The 20,695-nt window shown below is 37.1% G+C and carries 22 protein-coding genes; 1 reads left to right on the forward strand and 21 read right to left on the reverse strand.

The features are described 5' to 3' along the window. From K0R93_RS19200 to K0R93_RS08540, 4 genes are all read right to left on the reverse strand, one after another. Positions 1–96 (reverse strand): small, acid-soluble spore protein, alpha/beta type (locus K0R93_RS19200; RefSeq protein WP_300300205.1); only part of this gene is annotated, 96 nt, incomplete at its 3' end. Positions 97–195: 99 nt separating this feature from the next. Then, the gene (gene recG, locus K0R93_RS08530) at positions 196–2,259 is read right to left on the reverse strand and encodes an ATP-dependent DNA helicase RecG (RefSeq protein ID WP_300299996.1); all 2,064 of its coding nucleotides are present in this window, start codon (positions 2,257–2,259) and stop codon (positions 196–198) included. 44 nt (positions 2,260–2,303) lie between these two features. Then, positions 2,304–3,920, reverse strand: a complete 1,617-nt coding sequence (locus K0R93_RS08535; protein WP_330685103.1) for a DAK2 domain-containing protein — start codon at positions 3,918–3,920, stop codon at positions 2,304–2,306. 18 nt (positions 3,921–3,938) lie between these two features. Next, on the reverse strand, positions 3,939–4,295 hold the full coding sequence (locus K0R93_RS08540) for an Asp23/Gls24 family envelope stress response protein (RefSeq protein ID WP_300299998.1): 357 nt from the start codon (positions 4,293–4,295) through the stop codon (positions 3,939–3,941). A gap of 231 nt (positions 4,296–4,526) precedes the next feature. On the opposite strand from K0R93_RS08540, the gene rpmB reads away from it, so the two are divergent. Beyond that, positions 4,527–4,718: a 50S ribosomal protein L28 gene (gene rpmB / locus K0R93_RS08545; protein WP_300300000.1), complete on the forward strand. Its 192-nt coding sequence runs from the start codon at positions 4,527–4,529 to the stop codon at positions 4,716–4,718. 80 nt (positions 4,719–4,798) lie between these two features. Here the strand turns inward: rpmB and K0R93_RS08550 are convergent, their stop codons facing one another. The 17 genes from K0R93_RS08550 to K0R93_RS08630 form a co-directional block, all read right to left on the reverse strand. Then, complete coding sequence (locus K0R93_RS08550; RefSeq protein ID WP_300300002.1) at positions 4,799–4,978, reverse strand: hypothetical protein; 180 nt, start codon at positions 4,976–4,978, stop codon at positions 4,799–4,801. A 336-nt stretch (positions 4,979–5,314) separates the two neighbouring features. After that, a complete protein-coding gene (locus K0R93_RS08555) occupies positions 5,315–5,950 on the reverse strand; it encodes a thiamine diphosphokinase (protein WP_300300005.1) in 636 nt (211 codons plus the stop codon). Between the two features lie 12 nt (positions 5,951–5,962). Further along, on the reverse strand, positions 5,963–6,622 hold the full coding sequence (gene rpe, locus K0R93_RS08560) for a ribulose-phosphate 3-epimerase (protein WP_300300007.1): 660 nt from the start codon (positions 6,620–6,622) through the stop codon (positions 5,963–5,965). Between the two features lie 2 nt (positions 6,623–6,624). Continuing rightward, on the reverse strand, positions 6,625–7,500 hold the full coding sequence (gene rsgA, locus K0R93_RS08565; RefSeq protein WP_300300009.1) for a ribosome small subunit-dependent GTPase A: 876 nt from the start codon (positions 7,498–7,500) through the stop codon (positions 6,625–6,627). Beyond that, positions 7,493–9,436 carry a Stk1 family PASTA domain-containing Ser/Thr kinase gene (pknB, locus tag K0R93_RS08570; protein WP_300300010.1) on the reverse strand — a complete coding sequence of 648 codons (1,944 nt, stop codon included), beginning with the start codon at positions 9,434–9,436 and terminating at the stop codon, positions 7,493–7,495. The genes rsgA and pknB overlap by 8 nt, the downstream gene beginning before the upstream one ends. A gap of 20 nt (positions 9,437–9,456) precedes the next feature. Further along, positions 9,457–10,191, reverse strand: a complete 735-nt coding sequence (locus K0R93_RS08575) for a Stp1/IreP family PP2C-type Ser/Thr phosphatase (RefSeq protein ID WP_300300012.1) — start codon at positions 10,189–10,191, stop codon at positions 9,457–9,459. Positions 10,192–10,277: 86 nt separating this feature from the next. After that, positions 10,278–11,615 (reverse strand): 16S rRNA (cytosine(967)-C(5))-methyltransferase RsmB, encoded by a 1,338-nt coding sequence (rsmB, locus tag K0R93_RS08580; RefSeq protein ID WP_300300014.1) that lies wholly within the window; start codon positions 11,613–11,615, stop codon positions 10,278–10,280. Between the two features lie 55 nt (positions 11,616–11,670). Next, positions 11,671–12,351: a zinc metallopeptidase gene (locus K0R93_RS08585; RefSeq protein ID WP_300300016.1), complete on the reverse strand. Its 681-nt coding sequence runs from the start codon at positions 12,349–12,351 to the stop codon at positions 11,671–11,673. Between the two features lie 5 nt (positions 12,352–12,356). Next, the gene (locus tag K0R93_RS08590; protein WP_300300018.1) at positions 12,357–13,127 is read right to left on the reverse strand and encodes a DUF116 domain-containing protein; all 771 of its coding nucleotides are present in this window, start codon (positions 13,125–13,127) and stop codon (positions 12,357–12,359) included. A 1-nt stretch (position 13,128) separates the two neighbouring features. Further along, positions 13,129–14,058: a methionyl-tRNA formyltransferase gene (gene fmt, locus K0R93_RS08595; RefSeq protein ID WP_300300020.1), complete on the reverse strand. Its 930-nt coding sequence runs from the start codon at positions 14,056–14,058 to the stop codon at positions 13,129–13,131. Positions 14,059–14,067: 9 nt separating this feature from the next. Then, on the reverse strand, positions 14,068–14,508 hold the full coding sequence (def, locus tag K0R93_RS08600; protein ID WP_300300022.1) for a peptide deformylase: 441 nt from the start codon (positions 14,506–14,508) through the stop codon (positions 14,068–14,070). Positions 14,509–14,522: 14 nt separating this feature from the next. Further along, complete coding sequence (gene priA / locus K0R93_RS08605) at positions 14,523–17,003, reverse strand: primosomal protein N' (protein WP_300300024.1); 2,481 nt, start codon at positions 17,001–17,003, stop codon at positions 14,523–14,525. Positions 17,004–17,291: 288 nt separating this feature from the next. After that, on the reverse strand, positions 17,292–18,494 hold the full coding sequence (gene coaBC, locus K0R93_RS08610) for a bifunctional phosphopantothenoylcysteine decarboxylase/phosphopantothenate--cysteine ligase CoaBC (protein WP_300300026.1): 1,203 nt from the start codon (positions 18,492–18,494) through the stop codon (positions 17,292–17,294). An 11-nt stretch (positions 18,495–18,505) separates the two neighbouring features. After that, complete coding sequence (rpoZ, locus tag K0R93_RS08615) at positions 18,506–18,709, reverse strand: DNA-directed RNA polymerase subunit omega (RefSeq protein ID WP_300300028.1); 204 nt, start codon at positions 18,707–18,709, stop codon at positions 18,506–18,508. Then, complete coding sequence (gene gmk / locus K0R93_RS08620) at positions 18,709–19,320, reverse strand: guanylate kinase (RefSeq protein WP_330685105.1); 612 nt, start codon at positions 19,318–19,320, stop codon at positions 18,709–18,711. Before gmk ends, rpoZ begins: the two co-directional genes overlap by 1 nt. A gap of 17 nt (positions 19,321–19,337) precedes the next feature. Next, complete coding sequence (gene remA / locus K0R93_RS08625; RefSeq protein ID WP_300300030.1) at positions 19,338–19,625, reverse strand: extracellular matrix/biofilm regulator RemA; 288 nt, start codon at positions 19,623–19,625, stop codon at positions 19,338–19,340. A 10-nt stretch (positions 19,626–19,635) separates the two neighbouring features. After that, positions 19,636–20,517 carry a YicC/YloC family endoribonuclease gene (locus tag K0R93_RS08630; protein ID WP_300300032.1) on the reverse strand — a complete coding sequence of 294 codons (882 nt, stop codon included), beginning with the start codon at positions 20,515–20,517 and terminating at the stop codon, positions 19,636–19,638. Positions 20,518–20,695: the final 178 nt, after the last annotated feature.

Raw genomic sequence — 20,695 nt, forward strand, 5'->3', positions numbered from 1 at the left:
GTTGCTTAATCCTAGTTCACCAGCGATTTCAAGTTTCATAGAATCTAATGCAGCTTTAGCTTCTGGAACTACCTTTTGATTTGTGTTTCTTGACATCTCTTTTCACCTCCCATTAAATTCTAATAATAATTTAACCAATTGGAGGGAAATTATTTCTAGTAGATTTTAGCACTTTAGTCATAGCATGGAAATATATTAAAGACTTATTTCTCCTAGTCTATCAATAAATTTTTCAACGAGCTTGTTTTTTAGCACCTTGTTTTTTTCTAAACAAAGGGTTGTATCCTCTTCCAAAAGAATAGCAGCTTCCTTTTGCGCATGTTTCAAGACGTGAACGTGCTTAAACAAATTGGCGATCCTCAATTCTGGGATTCCATGCTGTCTTGTGCCAAAAAAGTCACCAGGTCCCCTAAGCTCTAAGTCTTTTTCAGCAATAACAAACCCATTTTCTGATTGTTCCATCACTTGCATTCTTTCTTTTGTTCGGTTATTTTTACCACTACTGATTAGCAAACAATAGGATTGATGTACGCCTCTGCCCACTCGTCCCCGCAGCTGATGCAGCTGTGCCAAGCCAAATCTCTCACTATTTTCAATGATCATGACCGATGCATTCGGTACATTTACACCTACCTCGATGACCGTTGTAGAAACCAACACATCAAGTTGTCCAGATTTAAATTCTGCCATTACAGATTCCTTTTCTTGCCCTTTCATTTTTCCATGCAGCAAACCAATTCGAAAATCCTTTAAGTAAAGATTGCTTACCTCCTCAAAAATATCTAAGGCAGATTTGGCTTCAATACTTTCTGATTCTTCAATCAGCGGACAAACAATATAGACCTGTCGACCATCCAAAATTTGTCCTTTTGCAAAATCATAAGCTGCTTGGCGTCTTTCTTGTTGCATACATATCGTTTTAATTTTTTTTCTGCCTGGAGGTAATTCGTCAATTGTAGATATATCTAAGTCGCCATATAAAATCAAAGCCAATGTTCTTGGTATAGGCGTTGCTGTCATCACTAGAATATCCGGGTTTAATCCCTTGCTGGAAAGTACCGCCCGTTGCCGCACACCGAATCTATGTTGCTCATCTGTGATCGCAATTCCCAGCTTATGAAAGGTGACGGTTTCTTGAATAATTGCATGGGTACCGATGATCAGATTTATTTCTCCTGATTCAATTTTCCTTAAAATTTCTTTTTTCTTTTTTTTAGGTATGCTCCCTGATAAAAGTGCTGTGTTCACGCCTAAGGGCTCTAGTAATTCCTTAGCCGAATGCAAATGCTGTTCTGCCAGTATTTCAGTAGGCGCCATCAGTGCACCTTGATAACCGTTTAATATTGCTTTATATAGGGCAATCAGAGCGACCACTGTTTTTCCCGAGCCTACGTCGCCCTGTACCAAACGATTCATTGTTTTACTTTGTTCCATATCAATTTCAATTTCTTTTAACACTTTTTTCTGCGCATTTGTCAATCTATACGGCAGTGCCTCAATAAGTCTATATAATTCAGGTTTTCTGTCAAACTTAATTCCCTCTTGTTCTACCATAAGCTTATTCTTAGTTAAAGATAATCCCAACTGCAAGATGAGTAATTCTTCAAAAACAAGCCTGTATTTTGCTACTTTTAAATGCTGAGGCGATTGTGGAAAATGAATATTTCTAATAGCATAATGAATGTCACACAAACGATTTCTTTGAATAGTATCCTGTGGCAGATATTCATCCATGAAATCTACATAGCTATGAAGGACTTGGCTTTGGATCCCTATGAAATCATTTTGGGTTAAACCTTCCGTAAGACTGTAAACGGGAAGAATCCTCTCAAACAGCTTTCTTTCCTTATTGCTGACAAATTCATATTCTGGATGAAGAATCTGTATTTCTCCAAAAGCGATTTTCACCTTACCATTGATGTATATTTGCTGCCCAATAGAGAAAGTATTCTGAACAAATGGTGTATTATAGAAAATTCCGTAGGCAGTACCCGTTGTATCTCGGAAAGGCACTTTATAAATATTAAAGTTTCTTTTTACAGTTACTTTTTCAACGTCTCCACACACAGTGACCTTTAGAGAAACCTTGTCCTCATTTTTCAAGCCCTTAATATTGTCAATATGTCGTCGGTCCTCATATTCTCGAGGAAAAGCGTACAGAATGTCCTCAATAGTATGAATCCTCATTTTTTGAAATCGCTTATACTTGGTAGGCCCTATGCCCTTTAAAAACTGAAGGGTTTTCTTTAGTTCATTCAAAATTAACGCCTCCTAACAAAACAGGAAACGGTATAGACCATTTCCTATTCTATAGAGAAAATATAGTAATATAGCGGTTGACCACCGAAATAAACCTCAATATCAATATCGTTCCTTAGCTCAGCTATTTTGTCTGCCAGTACTTGTGCTTTTTCGATTGATATATCCTCACCATAGAAAATAGTAATCATTTCAGTATCTTCGCTAATCATATTTTTTAGAAGTAAGTAGGACACTTCATCTACATCTACGCCGACTTGTTTGATATCTCCATCTTGCATGCCGAGAATATCATCTTTCTTAATTTCAATGTCGTTAAATTGTGTATCTCTTACAGAATACGTTACTTGCCCAGTTGTTACATTTTTTATGGCTCTCAGCATCAGTTCTGCATTTGATTCACTGCTTTCATCAGCGTTAAAAGCCAAAACTGCTGCAATTCCTTGTGGTACTGTTTTGGTAGGGATCACTATTATATTTTTATCAGATAATTCCTTTGCTTGATTTGCAGCCATGATAATATTGCTGTTATTCGGGAACACAAAAATATTCTTAGCATCGATTCGATCAATGGCATTCTTAATGTCCTCAGTACTTGGATTCATCGTTTGACCGCCGGTTATGATCTCATCAACATTCAAATCTTTAAATATGTCTGTTAGCCCTTTTCCCATAGTTACAGCAATCATTCCATACTCTTTTAAGTCTTTTGGTTCCTGAGACGCTTCTGATTCGAATATTCGATTTTGATGTTGATGTCTCATATTATCTATTTTGATATTGATCAGTTCCCCAAGTTTCAATCCTTTTTCTATAACTACTCCAGGATTATTTGTATGTATATGTACCTTTGCAATGTTTTCATCTCCCACAACCAACATACAGTCGCCATAATCGCCAATAGATGCTTTAAACTGATCAATATGAATATTTTTTCCTTTGATAATAAACTCTGTACAATACCCAAAGGTTATTTCTTCGTTTTCCATGTTTGTATCATGTAAAATAGATTGAACCACTTCTACTGATTCCACTACAGTTTCTCTGTCCGTAAGGGCCTCATAAAAACCCTTTATGATAAATATAAGTCCTTTTCCGCCAGCATCAACTACACCAGCCTGTTTTAACACCTTTAACATATCAGGCGTCTTATCTAAAACCCTTTCAGCATGGACAATAATAGTTTCTAGAAAGCTTTCGATGCTTTCCTCCCGCTTTGAAATTTCAACTGCCTTTTCTCCAATTTCTCGTGCAACGGTAAGAATTGTTCCTTCGATCGGCTTCATTACAGCCTTATACGCCGTATCTGATGCACCTTTAAATGCCATAGCCAAGTCAGTTATACTCAATTTTTCTTTTCCCTTACAACCTTTTGCAAATCCTCTAAACAATTGGGACAAGATTACGCCCGAGTTACCCCTAGCCCCCATTAAAGATCCATTGGCTGCTGCTTCTGCGATATCTTCTACAGACTCTCCCTTAGCGCTCTGTACTTCCCTTGCAGCTGCAGCCATCGTTAAAGACATGTTTGTTCCCGTATCGCCATCAGGGACAGGAAAAACATTTAAAGAGTCTACTGTACTTTTATTAGCCTCAAGTGAGTTTTTTCCCTGTATAATCATTTTTCTTAGTTGTACACCATCAATATATTTAGCTTTCAAAGCAAGTTCCTCCTTAAATTACTTTTCTACTCTAACACCTTGAACATTTACATTCACCTTTTTTACAGTCATACCTGTCATATTTTCTATATTGTACTTTACTTTATCAATGATGTTATTGGCTACAGCAGAAATATTTGTCCCGAACTCAACGATGATAAATAAATCTATCAATATTTCATCATTATCTGTTGATATCTTTACTCCCTTTGTCATATTCTCTCTTTTTAGGAGCTCTACCAAACCGCTGGCTGTAGACTTTGCAGACATTCCCACAAGTCCGTAGCACTCCATGGCAGATGCCCCTGCTATAGATGCAATTACAGCATTATCAATAAAAATGCTTCCGATTTCATTATCTAGCCTCGCCGCCATCTTTTTACCTCCCTAAGTTTTATATCATTAAGCGATGTCCCACACATTATAAAATATATTATATATTTTATATTAATTATTTCACATATTCAACTTAAATCATTCATCATTCACCAATTGGACGCTTTCTTTATGGAATATTTCATCACAACCCTTGCGCATGATACCTTGTATGTGTTAAAATGAATATGTTTTTATAAATGGTATAATCACTCGAAGGAGGTGTAATATATGTCAAGATCATGCGATGTATGTGGAAAAGGAAATATTTCTGGAAACAATGTGAGTCACTCTAATCGTCATACAAGAAGATCATGGAGTGCCAACATAAAGAAAGTAAAAGCAGTTGTAAATGGTTCTCCAAAAAGAATCAGCGTATGTACTAGATGTTTACGTTCAAACAAAGTTGAAAGAGCAATCTAGTTTAGAAAAGCCTACCTTTATGGTAGGCTTTATTTAATATGAAAATACATTACAAATAGTTATTACTTATCATTTATATATTAACAGATAAATAATTTGTACCCAGCGTAAATCAACCCTAAGCCGCATAATACCATCCAAACTGTAAAAGGCAAAAAGGTAACGGCGATGATGGCGAAGCCGATTGTGAGGAGGACGATTCCAGCCATCTTCTTATCAATTCTTCGCCAAAAATATTGGGGGTATCTTCTTCTACCCATAACGTATACCCTCCTTTTAGATTATTTTGAAAAACACAACAATAAAACAAATGATTAAGAGAAGTAAAATTCCGTACCATAGCCAAAGGGGAATCATTTCGACGATAATAATTGAGCCGATGAGTGCTAATGATATTCCAAAAATCTTTCTGAGCAAAAATGGTCTCCTCAAAATATCACCCCTTCTATTATATATTTGATAATCGGTGTTCTTATTTTTAAAGACTTCCCTTTTCGCTTCAATTCTCTTATAACGGTCACCGTTAGAACGTCAAATGTTATTATATTGTATTCCACAGTCTCAAAATTTGACACAAAAAAAGCACACATCGTGTGCTAGTCTTTTGCCAAAATAACCAATAGGTTTCCTCTTTTAATATTTATATGTCCATGTCGACCTTTCAGCTTGTTGCTGATCCCTAACGTAGAGCCCATTTTAATGGTGGCATTGTCCAAAGGGTATTCAAATCCTGACAGGGTTATCCCTTCAACAGCTGCACTTAAAGGTATCAGTGAAACGAATCCTCCGGGCTGCCCCTCCACTTCGCCATAATCATTGATTACAAAGATCTCATTATGCTCATCTATCATTCTAGCCTTAACACCTTGCTCTAACAATGGCAACAATAGGGTGATATTGCCCAGGGTATGGTCCATTCTACTGCCTATGCAGCCTAACAGGTTTATTTCTGTACATCCTCTTTCCAATGCATAACGTATTGCTAAGTCAGAATCTGTAAAATCCTTACGAACTGGAAACTTATAAAATTCAATATCTTTCCCATGAAAATACGCTATGTCATCTTGCCCCATAGAATCTAAATCCCCAATAATTACATTGGGCAGAATTCCCATGGTCCGCAGATGTCGTGCACCGCCATCTACACAAATAACAAATTCACACTGATCAATAACTGGCCTATGGATTTCATAGTTCTTGATATCACCATTGCTAATGATTGCACATTTCATATTCTGCCTCCATTAGAATTCACTCAGTCTATTTCTGAACATTTTCACAGTGTCTTCAATAGAAACAGTATTAAAAATTGCTGAACCTGCAACAAGAACATTGGCTCCTGCTTGCACCACTTCCGCAGCATTGTCCAACTTTATACCGCCATCCACTTGTATATCCATTACTAAGTTTCTTTCTGCCAACATCTTCTTCAATGCTTTAATTTTTTCTAATGCCGAAGGGATAAAATGCTGTCCTCCAAACCCTGGATTCACTGACATAATCAATACCATATCCAGTTCTTCAAGTACATACTCTAATGAATTCAGAGGTGTACCAGGATTTAGCGCCACCGCCGCCTTTGCCCCCTGGGATTTTATATTCTGAATTGTCCTATGGATATGTGTACATGCCTCTGCATGTACAGTAATAATGTCAGCGCCAGCTTTTATAAAACTACCAATATATTGATCCGGATTCTCAATCATAAGATGCACATCAAAAGGCAAGTTTGTTCTTCCTTTGATACTTTCAATAACCAATGGGCCTATAGTAATGTTAGGAACAAAATGTCCATCCATCACATCAATATGAAGTAAATCTACCCCAGCACTTTCTACCTTTTTTATATCCTCTAACAAATGTGCAAAGTTCGCTGATAATATTGAGGGCGCTAATTTAATCATGACTAATACCTCCTGGTCTGTAAAATCTCATCTATCAGCTGCGTGTAACTCTCATATCTGGACTGATCAATTTGTTTTTCTTTTAAAGCAGTTTTGATTGCACAATCTGGCTCACTCAAATGTCTACAGCCATTAAACCTGCACGCACCAATAAATCTATTGAACTCCTTAAAGAAATATTGCAATTCCTCCTCATTGATAAAATCAAGGCTTAAAGAGCTAAAGCCCGGTGTATCTAAAACCCAGCCTCCGAAATCTAGCTGCAACAATTCTACATGCCTTGTTGTGTGTTTACCTCTATCAATTTTACTGCTCACCTCGCCCGTTTGAAGTCTTAAATTGGGTTGAATAGCATTCAATAGAGACGATTTTCCTACACCTGAAGGTCCAGCGAAAACTGTAATTTTATCCATGAGCTTTTCCGATAAATCTTTTAAGCCAATACTTTGCTTCGTACTTGTTCCTATCACTTGATATCCAATATTCTCATAAACATCTACTAACGTTGATAATTCTTGATTCTGAATCAAATCCACCTTATTAAAGCAAATCGTGATATCTATTTCTTGTGTTTCTGCTAGTATCAAGAATCTATTCAGCAAAGAAATATTGGGTTCTGGCTTCTGCGCTGCAAATACTATCACTGCATGGTTTACATTTGCCACAGGAGGACGGATTAATTCCGTCTCCCGCTCTTCAATTTCTTCAATAACGCCTTGCCCTTTTGCCCCTTGGATCGTAATCTTCACACGGTCTCCCACAAGAGGGGTAACTTTCTCCTTACGAAATTTTCCTCTTGCTCTACACTCAAAGATTTTGTCACCTGTATCTACATAATAGAAGCCACCAATACCTTTCACGATGATTCCGCTATTCATACAAAGACCCCGTTTCAAAATCTATGTTCCTTTCTGCGACTTTTTCATCATCAAAGTACACTTCAATCGTAGCTTTCCCTCTACCTTCAATAATAATTTTTTCACCTTCTTTAGACTTATAGTGAGTTGCTCTATATATTTCAGTAGTGATACCGTTTTGCTTTTTCATTATTCTTAATATGAATTCTTCCTGCTTTGCTCGATTATAATTAATCCCTAGGGAAACGGCCTTCATTTGAAGTTCATTTTCTTCTGAAGGCTGTGTGGCTCCTTCAGGCCCTTTACTTACAATCAAATCGACTACTTTGTTCTCTTCGGTCTCTGTGCCAGCCGCTAGACTTTGCTCAATCACCGTATCCTTCTCTATCTTTTCATCGGTTTTGTACTCAATCTTACCAACAATCAGATTTGAAGTCTCAATGATCCTTTTTGCACTTTCAATTTTCTCGCCTACTAGATTGGGCATTAAAATAAGTTTTGTTTCAGGTCCTTGACTTACCAGAATATTTACACCGGAACCTTCTGGTGCATTTTTTCCTGCTTCAGGACTTTGACTAATGATTATTCCAATGGGCAGGCTATTGAACTCGTACTTTACAGTTCCCTCTTTAAGTTTGGCATTTTCTAATATAAAGCCAATCTCATCAATATTTTTATTAATCAGGTTAGGCACCTCTGTTAACTTTGCACCCTTACTAACAATCAGTCGAATAGGATATCCCGACTTCACATTTTCTCCAGCTTTTGGGTCTTGAAACATCACTTGTCCTTCATCATATTCCGAACTATATTGCTCTTGAGGTTCTTCAACCGTTAGCCCTAAGTTCTCAAGGTTTTGCTTTGCTTCCTCGTAGGATTTTCCAATCACAGCAGGAACTTCCTTTTCTTGAGAGATAAATATATCTTTAAAGAAGAAAATACTTCCAATGAAAACTAGTGCTAATACAAAGGCAGTCGCTACTGCTCCCCACACAATCAATCTATTACTTTTTATCTTTTCTGGTCTTGGTTTGGGATTTCCAAGCTTACCCTTTGGCATATCATTATCTTTTATTACAGGTATTACTTGAGTAGGACTATCATCATCCTCCTCAAACCTCACAAAATCTCCTGTAGGCTGCTTTAAAGCTTGGTTAAGATCCTCAAGGATTTCTTTTGTGCTACCATAACGCTTTACCTGATCCTTTTGTATAGATTTCATGATAATATCCTCTAGGGCTTTAGGAATGCCTTCATTTACCTTGGTAGGAGGCATCACATCCTCATGAATATGCTTAAGAGCAATTGATATTGGACTTTCTCCATCAAAAGGAAGCCGTCCTGTAGACATTTCATACATGACAATCCCTAAAGAATATATATCAGATTTTTCATCAGTATATCCCCCTCGTGCTTGCTCAGGAGAAAAATAGTGAACTGACCCTATGACATTTCCTGTATTCGTTACCGTTGAAGAAGTAACAGCTCTAGCTATACCAAAGTCCGTTACCTTTACGCGTCCATCGTCAGTAATCAAAATATTATGAGGTTTTATGTCTCTATGAACAATATGATTGCTATGAGCATGGTGTAGTGCTAAGGAAATTTGCTTCGCTATATTAATCGTCTCCTCGGGATTCAAGGGCCCATGCTCTTTAATAATTTGCTTAAGCGTCTTTCCTTTTACATATTCCATTACGATATAATAAATATCTTGATCATCCATTCCTACATCGTATATATTCACGATGTTAGGATGCGATAAACTTGCAGCCGCCTGAGATTCTCGCTTGAATTTCGTAATAAATTCTTCATCACTGGTAAACTCAGGTCTCAGTATTTTTACTGCTACATATCTATTTAACAGCTGGCATTTCGCTTTATAGACTAATGCCATTCCTCCTCCGCCAATCTTCTCCATGATCTCATATCGATTACCTAATATTCTACCTATCATTTTCTCACCTCCATTCCTATCTATTGATTGTTTTTAATTCCGATTATAGTAATGTTATCATATCCGCCTCTCTCATTCGCCAAATCTACTAGATGTTCACACCCGGACTGCATACTATTAGAATTTGTGAGACATTCCTTGATTTCCATCTGTTCTACTAAGTTTGATAATCCATCGGAACATAGTACTATAATATCTTCGGCCAATAATTCTATTGTATATATATCTATTTGAATATTCTCTTCTGTGCCAAGGGCCCTCGTAATGATATTCTTTTGGGGATGCGTCTTGGCTTCTTTTTCCGTAATGGTTCCATTTCTTAATAACTCAGCCACCAAAGAGTGATCCTGGGTTATTTGTTTGATTTCATTATTTCTTATGAGATAAGCTCGACTATCGCCAATGTGACCAATAAATAATTTTGATTGTATAAACGCCATGGTAAGGGTAGTGCCCATTCCTTGGTATTTCTCTTCTTCCATGGATTTATTAAATATTTTTGTATTGGCATCTACAATTGCCTCTTCTATAATCCTTGAAACAGCTTCATCATATTCCCCATTTTTTTTGGAAATATGCTCCTCAATATATTTTTTAACCGAGTCAATTGCAATGCTGCTAGCTACTTCTCCAGCTTTATGTCCACCCATACCATCTGCTACAATAAACAAATTCATTTTATCTTCTGATACGAAATAAGAATCTTGATTAATATCTCGAATCAAACCTGTATGTGAAATTGCCCCTATATCCATTCAAACACCTCACAAATCTACATGCTTAGTAATATTATTTTTATATCCAACCCATATTATACCATAAGTTCCCCCCTAGGGAATAGTCATGGTCTTATCTGTTTTTGCAGCTTACAAATAAAAAAACCATCAACATCATCTACATGGGGGTACAGCTGTAAATATTTCTCCGTTTGTCTAATTGCTTTTGGAAGCAGTGGATTGATATCCACCATGATAAAGCCCTTATTTTTTGAAAGAAAACGTTGAATCACACCAATGTTTTCTTCACGGGTAATAGTGCATGTGCTGTAAACTAAATAACCATTATCTGTAACATATTTACTAGCATTTTCTAATATTTCTAATTGTAAGTCCACAATTTTCAGCAAATCATCAGGATTTTTATTATATTTTATTTCTGGTTTTCTTCTAATAATTCCTAACCCTGAGCAAGGGGCATCTACCAAGACTCTATTGGCTTTACCTATCATCGTCTGATCGATATCCTTCGCATTATAGCATTGGGTCTTTATGATTGTAATTCCCAATCGCTTTGCCGTTCGATCAATAAGCTTCAACTTATGGTCATGAATATCCCTTGCAATAATCATTCCCTCATTCTTCATAAGCTGTGCCATATGAGTTGTCTTCCCTCCAGGTGCAGCACATACATCAATAACAGTGTCATGGGGCTTCGGGTCTAAAACATGAGCCACCAGCATAGAACTCTCATCTTGTATTTGAAAATATCCTTTTTGAAATGATTCTACCTCTTCCAAGCTGTACATATTTTCAAACCTGATTGCCTCCTCCACATATTTTCCATCAGTTACCTCAATATTATTTTTCTTTAAATGGTCTATCAATTCATTTTTATTAATTTTTAAAGTGTTTACTCTGGCTGTTAAAGCAGGCTTTGCATTATTCCCCTTTAATAGCTTTTCAGTAAAGGCTAGCCCAAATTCATCTAGCCATTTTTCGACTAGCCATTGAGGGTGAGAGTATGTAATAGATAGGAATACAGCAGGATTCTCTTGATGGGTCGGAACTTTTAAATTATCTCTGTTCCTTAAATAGTTTCTTAATAGTCCATTAACAAAACCAGCTGCTCTCATTTGTACTTTTTTTGTGAGATTTACACTCTCGTTTACAGCTGCTGAAGATGGCACTTTGTCAAGATAAATTATTTGGTAAAGTCCCAATCGAAGAATGTTCATTACAGCTGGATGTATTTTATCAATTTTGGTTTTTGAAAGTTGTCCAGTAATATAATCTAGATAAATTTTATTCTCAATGACACCATATACCAGTTCTGTAATAAATCTCTGATCTCGGCCATCAAGCTCCTTCCCTCTAAGATGCTTATTCAATGCAATATTTGAATAGGCATTATTCCTGTCTATATCTATTAAAACATCTAAAGCAATCTTCCTTGCGTTCATTCTGTCACAAGCTCCCTTCCTTACATATAACGAATGCACCCAATAGGGTGCATTTCTAATCTCTTCTACCTCTTAGAAGAACAAGTCGAATCAGTTGTGCTACAGATACAGCCATGGCAGCTACATAGGTTAATGCAGCAGCATTTAATACGCTTCTTGCTGGACTGACCTCATTGGCAGTTATAAATCCATTTATTTCAAGCTGTTCCAAAGCTCTGCTGCTTGCGTTAAATTCTACTGGCAATGTTATAATTTGAAATATTACAGCTGCTGCGTATAAGACGATTCCAACATCAATTAAAGCAAGCATCTGTAATGCAAACCCAGCAAACACGAGGAACCATACTGCCTGTGCGCCAAAACTGGCAATTGGTGCAAGTGTATTTCTCAAATTTAAGGGAACGTAACCTACGCCATGCTGAATAGCATGACCAGCCTCATGGGCTGCTACACTAATGGATGCAATGGAATTCCCATTATATACTTGTGGTGAAAGCCTTAATACATGAGACCTAGGATCATAGTGGTCTGATAAGTAGCCTCCAACAGTTTCAATACGAACATCCCTTAATCCATTACGGTCTAAAATATCTCTTGCAACCTGCGCACCTGTATAACCCCTTGTATTCGGCACCTTTAAATATTTATTAAACGTTCCTTTTACTCGGGTTTGTGCAATCAGTGTAAAAATAATTGCAGGAATTACCAACAAATAACCTATGTTATAATTGAACATATTCTTCATTCCCCCTCGCCTATAAAATATTTTATCGTTTCCTCGATTTTATCGACCTTAACCCTAGTATTAACACACGGCCCTTCCGGTCTATCATTCAATAATCCTATGACTGGAATATTTTTTATGTCTAAGATACCGCTGCTTAAATCTCGTTCACAGGCTACTGCAATAATGGCTTTCGGTTTCTGCTCCACAATAATTTTTCTAGCAAGGGTGCCCCCTGTAGCCACAAAGATATTTACACCATACTTATCCCTGAGTCCAATTAAAAAATCTATATCGCAGGCACCGCATCTTCTACAGTTATATATATCGTTGGTAATCTTATGTTTACAATGAGATTTTTGAAGACAGTGTGGTAAAAGTATCAAAATCTCCTCTGGCTTCACCCGGATTTCTCGTGATAAAATTAGTCGATTATTAATCTCTGAAAAGATCTTCTGTACATTATCTCTATCTAACCCAAATAATTGCGTAATATAGAGCATCCTTGGATACAAAACACCTATAGAATGCTTCACTAGTTCTATTCCGAGTCTGTTTAATTGTCGATCATTTAAAAGCATAAGTACGTATATCCCATTTAACAGAACAAAAAGACTAGCGATGGACGTCCCTATCAATATTATTTTCAATACAAGTTTATAAAATACGATACTGCTGGTACTGGCCAGATAGAAAGACAACAAAGCAATACCTAAAAGCATTACAACGAGTATCGAAATAATCATAATAAATGATGTATTTTTCTGTTTATGATTATTGATTAACATTCTATTCACCTAATACTATATTTTTATTCATTGTATGCCCTCTGAGATATTCGGCTATACCCATGCGTTTACTGTTCGGAAACTGAACCTCCTGAATCTTCAAAAGCTGGTTTCCTGTACATACTAGAATTCCTGATTCATCAATTTCTATAATTTTGCCTGGCTCGCTGTTACATTCTTTATCAACAACCACAGCGCTCCAAATCTTAAAAATTTCACCACTATATGTAGTATGAGCTGTAGGCCAAGGATTTACACCTCGGATCAAGTTATAAATATCATGTGCAGGTTTTGACCAATTAATTCTTCCTAACCCTTTATCCATCAAAGGAGCATAAGAACTTTTTTCATGACATTGTTTTTCCCTAGGTGCTTTTCCTAAATCAATAAGTTCCAATGTCTGTCCTAAAAGCAGAGCACCTTCCTTAGCCATCTCGTCATGAAGTTCTCCAGCATTCATATTATGAATATTAATTTCTTTCTTTATTATCATATCTCCTGTATCTAATCCCTCATCCATATACATGGTTGTAATACCGGTTACAGCCTCACCATTAATGATTGCCCAGTTGATAGGAGCCGCGCCTCTATACTGTGGAAGCAGTGAAGCATGTACATTGATACAGCCAAAAACGGGAATGTCTAAAATCGCTTTAGGCAATATCTGACCAAAAGCTACCACGACAATACAATCAGGGGCATAAGCCTTTATAATATCAACAAAATTTGAATCTTTTATTTTTTCAGGTTGATAAATTGGTAGATCATATTGAAGTGCCTTTTCTTTTACAGGCGGTGGTGTTAGCTTCTTTCCTCTACCCTTTGGTCGATCAGGCTGGGTTATTACAGCCTGTACAATATGCTCGCGTCGTATAATTTCTTCTAGACAGGGAACTGCAAAATCTGGTGTTCCCATAAAGATAATTTTCATACAAACCTCCTATTTTGTCACCTTATCAGTAAAAAGTATTCCATCTAGGTGGTCGATTTCATGACATAAGGCTCTGGCTAGTAATTCTTCACCAATAATTTCTATGGTTTTCCCGCTGCGATTTAAGCCTCTCACAACCACACGAGCAGGTCTCTTTACTTCACCTGTGATGCCGGGAATGCTTAGACAACCCTCTACATCAATTTGTTCTCCAGCGCTTTCAACTATTACCGGGTTAATTAATTCAATAATACCCTCCCCAACGTCAATAACAATTATTCGCTTTAATACACCTACTTGTGGTGCAGCAAGACCAACACCATCGGCTTCATACATTGTATCAATCATATCATCTAACAAGGTGATAACTCTCTGATCTATCTTTTCGATTTCCCTTGATTTTTTCCTTAAGGTAGGATCCTCATCTTTCAAAATATTTCTAATCGCCATTTTCTTCCTCCTCGCTAAAGCATATTGAATGGATTTATATCTATATTGATATTGACATCATTTCCACTGTTTTTCTTCAATACATTTATTCTTACAGTATTTATTATACCCCTTATAACATTTTGGTCAATCATTTTGCTTTTAATAATAATCTGCCATCTATATTTTTGATTTATTCGTGCTAAAGCTGCAGGGCCAGGTCCAAAGATTATTTCCTCCGTTATATCGACATTCTTTAGCGCATATTTCAGCTCCGCTGCATATTCATTAGACAGTCCTATGACATCCGTCTCTTTTTCCCCTGTAATCATTATATTAATCAACTGTGAAAATGGAGGATAGTTAAAGGATTCTCTCACGGCAATTTCTTGATGATAAAATGAAACAAAGTCATGATTTTGCGAAGCCTGAATTGCAAAATGCTCTGGTTCGTAGGTTTGAACGATAACCCGACCTAAACGTTCTCCTCTACCTGCCCTTCCAGCAACCTGGGTAATCAATTGAAATGTCCTTTCAGCGGCACGAAACTCTGGTAGGTTTAAGCTCATGTCTGCAGCAATTACACCAACCAAGGTTACATTCGGAAAATCTAAACCCTTGGCAATCATTTGAGTTCCTATAACGATGTCCACCTTACCTTGTCTTATTTCCCGTATGATTTTCTCCATTGAACCTTTACGCGACGTGGTATCCAGGTCTAGTCTTGAAATTTTAGCAGCGGGAAACAATTCTTGCGTCATTTTTTCAATTTTTTCTGTACCTGTCCCAAAGTACTTTATATACTTGCTATTACATTTAGGACATAATTGGGGTGGGTTTTGTTTATAGCCACAATAATGGCAGGATAAAAAATGACTATTTTTATGATAGGTTAAGGATATTTCACAGTGAGGACATTTCACAACATAGCCGCAGCTTCTACAGGAAATAAACGTAGAATATCCTCTTCTATTTAAAAATAAAATTGTCTGTTCTCCCATTTCTAGGTTTTTATGAATCTCTCTGTATAGACGTTCACTAAATACACTTTTATTCCCATTCTGTAATTCTGCCCTCATGTCGATGATATGAACATCTGGCAGCTTATTTTGATTATACCGATTCTCCATACTTAGCATTCTGTATATTCCCTTTTCAGACTTATGATAGCTCTCGAGGGAAGGCGTAGCTGATCCTAATAGTAGTATGGCATTACGTTGTTTACATCTGAACTCAGCTACTTCTACAGCATGATATTTGGGACTCTGTTCTGATTTATATGTATGTTCGTGTTCCTCGTCAACAATGATAATTCCTAGATTGTCAAATGGTGCAAATACTGCCGATCTGGCACCGATGGCAATTTTTACTTCTCCCCTTTTGATGCGGTTCCATTCGTCATACCGTTCTCCTAATGAAAGCTTACTATGAAGCACTGCAATCTGATTCCCAAATCGGCTCCTAAACCGCTCAATCATCTGGGGGGTTAGAGAAATCTCCGGAACAAGTACAATGGCCTCTCGGGATTGTTCAATCGCCTTTCTGATCAGCTGCATATAAACTTCTGTTTTCCCACTACCGGTTATACCATGTATCAAGAAAGGCTGATATTTGAAATTCATCATAGAAGGTATAACTTGCTGGATTACCTGATTCTGTTCATCCGTTAGCTCAATTTTTTTCTCTGCAACGATCTCTGTTTGTCCAAATGGATCTCTCTTTTTTTCGATAACTTCAATTTTTACTAATCCTTTTTCTCTCAGAGAATCTATTAAGCTCCCATTAACACCTAGGTCTTTTCTTAACGCTGACCATTTGGCAGGGCCATTTTCCATAAGATAATTAAGTATTTGCTTCTGCTTTATAGCATTCTTCTTAAGCTTTCCTAATGCTTCAATAATATTCAATCCTTCTGTAAGTCCAACAATCTTCTCTGTCAGGGTATTCACTTCATTTTTAAAATGATTTTCTAAAACAATCATACCTTTATCTACCAAGCTCTTCACTGTACTAGTCGGTTCAAAAGAAAGAATCTGCTTCAGGGATGATTCAGTAATATTTCTGTGAGTTCGTATCGCTTCAACCACAGCCTTCTGCTTATCTGACAACCTTATATCCACTGTTTGTCCATTATTATAGCTATCATTCAGACGTATTTTTCTATCTAGCTTATAGGATAAGCCTGTAGGGATCATACACTGTACTGCATCAATATATGTACATAAATATTTCTCTCTCATCCACTTGCATAATTCAATAAGATTCTCTGAAATTAACTTTTCCTCATCAACGATGTCTTGTATGTATTTCACTTTAAAGGCAGGTATTTCTATATCTACGTTATCATCTACCACATACCCTTCAATGAGCTTGTTTCCTTTGCCAAAAGGAACCATCACCCTTGTGCCAATAGAAATTCGGTCCATCAAGTCATCAGGTATACCATAGGTATAGGTAGTATTCGTATGACTACTTTTATTATTGATTACAATTTCTACATATCTAGCGTTTTTCATGGATCTTCTCCCCCAACTGCCACTTGCTTAATGCTATTATAACAGAATCATGTCATCCAGCACCATAGAAAATGCATCTAACGATGCCTTCGCTAGGGGAACCTAGTTCCCCTTCGACGGCTGCAAAGCAGCCTGAGCACCCCTCTGACTACGGCAGGGGAATACTTCCCCTGCACCCCTGTTTTTTATTGTAAAATATTTCAACATACTTATACTGCTTGTTCTTACTATGGTTGATACGAATCGAAATCTATACTTTCTTACTCAATAAAAAAGGAGTAGATGTCCCTACTCCTTATGCCATAATTTTTTAACTTTACTAAGAATTGCATCTGCTAGATCTTTTTTGGCCATCAAGTCATAATGCTCCTGATTACCTTCTCGATCAATGATTGTAACAATATTGGTGTCAGATTTAAACCCGGCTCCCTCTCTTGTCAGATCATTGGCAACAATAAAATCCAAATTTTTCTTCTCTACCTTACTTTTAGCATTGGTAATCAGATCTTGGGTTTCTGCGGCAAATCCTACCAGGATTTGTTCAGCTTGTTTTCTTTGGCCTAGCTCTTTTAATATGTCTGGATTTCTTGTGAGCTCAACAACCCAGTCTCCCTCGCCTTTTTTGATCTTATTCTCAGCAACTGCTTTCGGTCTATAGTCAGCCACCGCAGCAGATTTAATAAACACATCCGCCCAGTTTAACTGACCCATTACAGCATCATACATCTCATGGGTCGTGTTGATATCTATTCGCTTTACGCCAGCTGGCGTTAAAAGATTTGTTGGTCCAGATATTAAAATCACCTCAGCACCCCGCTGAGCAGCCCTCTCCGCAATGGCATACCCCATTTTTCCAGAAGAATGATTGGTGATATACCGGACAGGATCTATTGACTCCCTTGTAGGACCAGCAGTTACCACGAGTTTCATACCATTCAAGTCGTTGGGGATATTTAGCATCTTTAGCACTTCTTCCACAATAACCTCAGGATCAGCTAATTTGCCTTTCCCATAATCCCCGCAAGCCAATCGTCCTGCTGCTGGCTCAATAAACGTATATCCCCTTGCTTCCAATTTTCGAATATTGTCCTGAACTATAGGGTTTTCATACATATTCGTGTTCATAGCAGGTGCTACTAACACAGGTGCTTTTGTGGCCATGACAGTTGTTGTTAACATATCATCTGCTATGCCATAGGCAATTTTGCCTATTACATTTGCTGTTGCCGGCGCAATTAGAAACAAATCCGCCTTCTGAGCAAGGGAAATATGTTCTACATCCCAGGTTCTAGGTTCATCGAACATATCTGTTACTACATAGTTTTGTGATAAGGATTGGAAGGTCAATGGCTGAACGAACTCCTGGGCAGATTTTGTCATAATCACATGTACATTTATGCCCAGCTTTCGTAACCGACTAACCACATCTGCTGCCTTGTATACAGCAATGCCCCCTGTTACACCTAATACTACATTTTTATTTGTAAGCATTTGACACCTCTTTATTTTTCTGACTCAAGTCTTCTATACTGAATCTTATCATCAGCAATTTCATGGGTTGCAATGGTAACTGGTTTTGGTGACTGTACCTTTATTAGTTTTTCACTGCCGTCAATAATTTCCCTCGCCCTTTTTGCTGCTGCCACAACTAAGGTATATCGACTATCTACCTTTTCTAATAAATGATTGATTGATGGATATAACATTATATCTCCTCCTTAAATCTTGATATGATTGAATCAATGTCTTCCGTTATTCTACATCGTTCTGCTTTAATGATGGCTTTCACCTTATCAACAGCTGCATCCACATCATCATTAACGACACAATAATCGTATTTCTTTACATAATTTATCTCATCGAATGCACTCTTAAATCTTTGTTCAATGGCAGCTTCTGTTTCTGTGCCCCTGTTTATAATTCTATGTTTTAACTCCTTGGCAGATGGAGGCAAAATGAATATAAAGACACCATGAGGATACTTCTCTTTAATTTGCAGTGCCCCTTGTATATCAATTTCTAATAAAACATTTTTCCCTTCTAGATTTTTCTCTTCCACATATTTTTTAGGCGTTCCATAGTAGTTGCCATAAACATTGGCATACTCTAAAAATTCATCCTTTTCGATTAGGCTTTCGAATTCATTCTTGCTGAGAAAATAATAGTTCTTTCCTTCAATCTCACCTGTTCTAGGCGCCCTAGTAGTAGCAGATACAGAAAGCATTACATCTGGTTCCAGCTTCAATAACTGTTTACATATGGTACCCTTTCCAGCCCCAGATGGACCTGAAACAACAATCAGTAATCCTTTGTTCATTATAAATTCTCCTTTTGCTACTCATTCTTCAAACAGTTTTCTGCAGCTTCTTTTCCAGCCTCATCTTTTGCTGTCAATCGGTGGGCAACGGTTTCTGGCTGTACCGCCGATAGAATAATATGATCACTGTCAGTGATGATTACTGCACGGGTTCTTCTGCCATAGGTTGCATCAATTAGCATGCCTCTATCCCTTGCCTCTTGTATAATTCTTTTTATCGGTGCAGATTCCGGACTGACGATTGCTACCAAACGATTGGCAGACACAATGTTTCCAAATCCTATGTTAATTAGTTTTATACCCATTTTTTACCTCCTATTCGATATTTTGAACCTGTTCCCTTATCTTTTCAAGTTCGCTCTTTACATCAACCACATGGTTAACAATCTCTAAATCGCTCGATTTAGAACCGATGGTATTGATTTCCCTATTCATTTCCTGGATTAGGAAATCTAGTTTACGCCCTATGGGCTGATGCTCTTCAAGGGATTTTTTAAGCTGACCAATATGACTATTGAGGCGAACAACTTCTTCTGTGATACTGCTTTTATCTGCGAATATAGCAACCTCCATACTCAGCCGACTATCATCAATCTGTATAGTATCCTCTAACATTTCAGTAATCCGCTCTCTTAGTTTATTTTTGTAATCCTGAACAATCTCTGGACTTTTCTTTTCTATAGTTTTTATAATGCTTCCTATGTACTCACATCTACCGACGATATCTTCAGCCAGTTTTTCTCCCTCGGCCTGTCTCATCTTCATCAGCATCTCTATCGCTTTGACAACGGCGCCTTTTAAACACTGCCAGATTTCATCCTCATCCTCTTCCCTTGATTCAATGATAAACACATCTGGAAATTTTGACAATGTAGAAACAGATATATCATCTTTCACTTCAAAGCTTGCTTTGATTTCTTGAAGGCACTGATAATACTGACTAACTAGAGAACGATTCAACGATATTTTAGTATCACCCTCCCCAGTATTCTCCAAAGAAATGTAGACCTCAACTCTACCTCTTTTTACTTCATTTTTAATTAAATCCTTAATTTTTTCTTCCAGATAAGTTAATCTTTTTGGCATTCGTACAACAATATCATTATATCGATGATTTACGGATTTAATCTCAACAGTGAATTGCCTTTGGGCATCCTGTGCTTCACCTCTTCCAAATCCGGTCATACTCTTAATCATACCAATTCATCCTTCCGTTATATATTTAAACTTAATCGCCATTTTAAGCATTTTGAAATCTTTTCCTAAAAATAGTATATCATAGCTTATAATTATATCATTTTTATTAACAAAAAATAAGCTATATAAACTATTTTTACAATTAATATTTTTATCAATACATCTCTTGTACAATTTT

Origin of the sequence: Anaerosolibacter sp. (assembly GCF_029240175.1) — a bacterium.
Taxonomy (GTDB): Bacteria; Bacillota; Clostridia; order Peptostreptococcales; family Thermotaleaceae; genus Anaerosolibacter.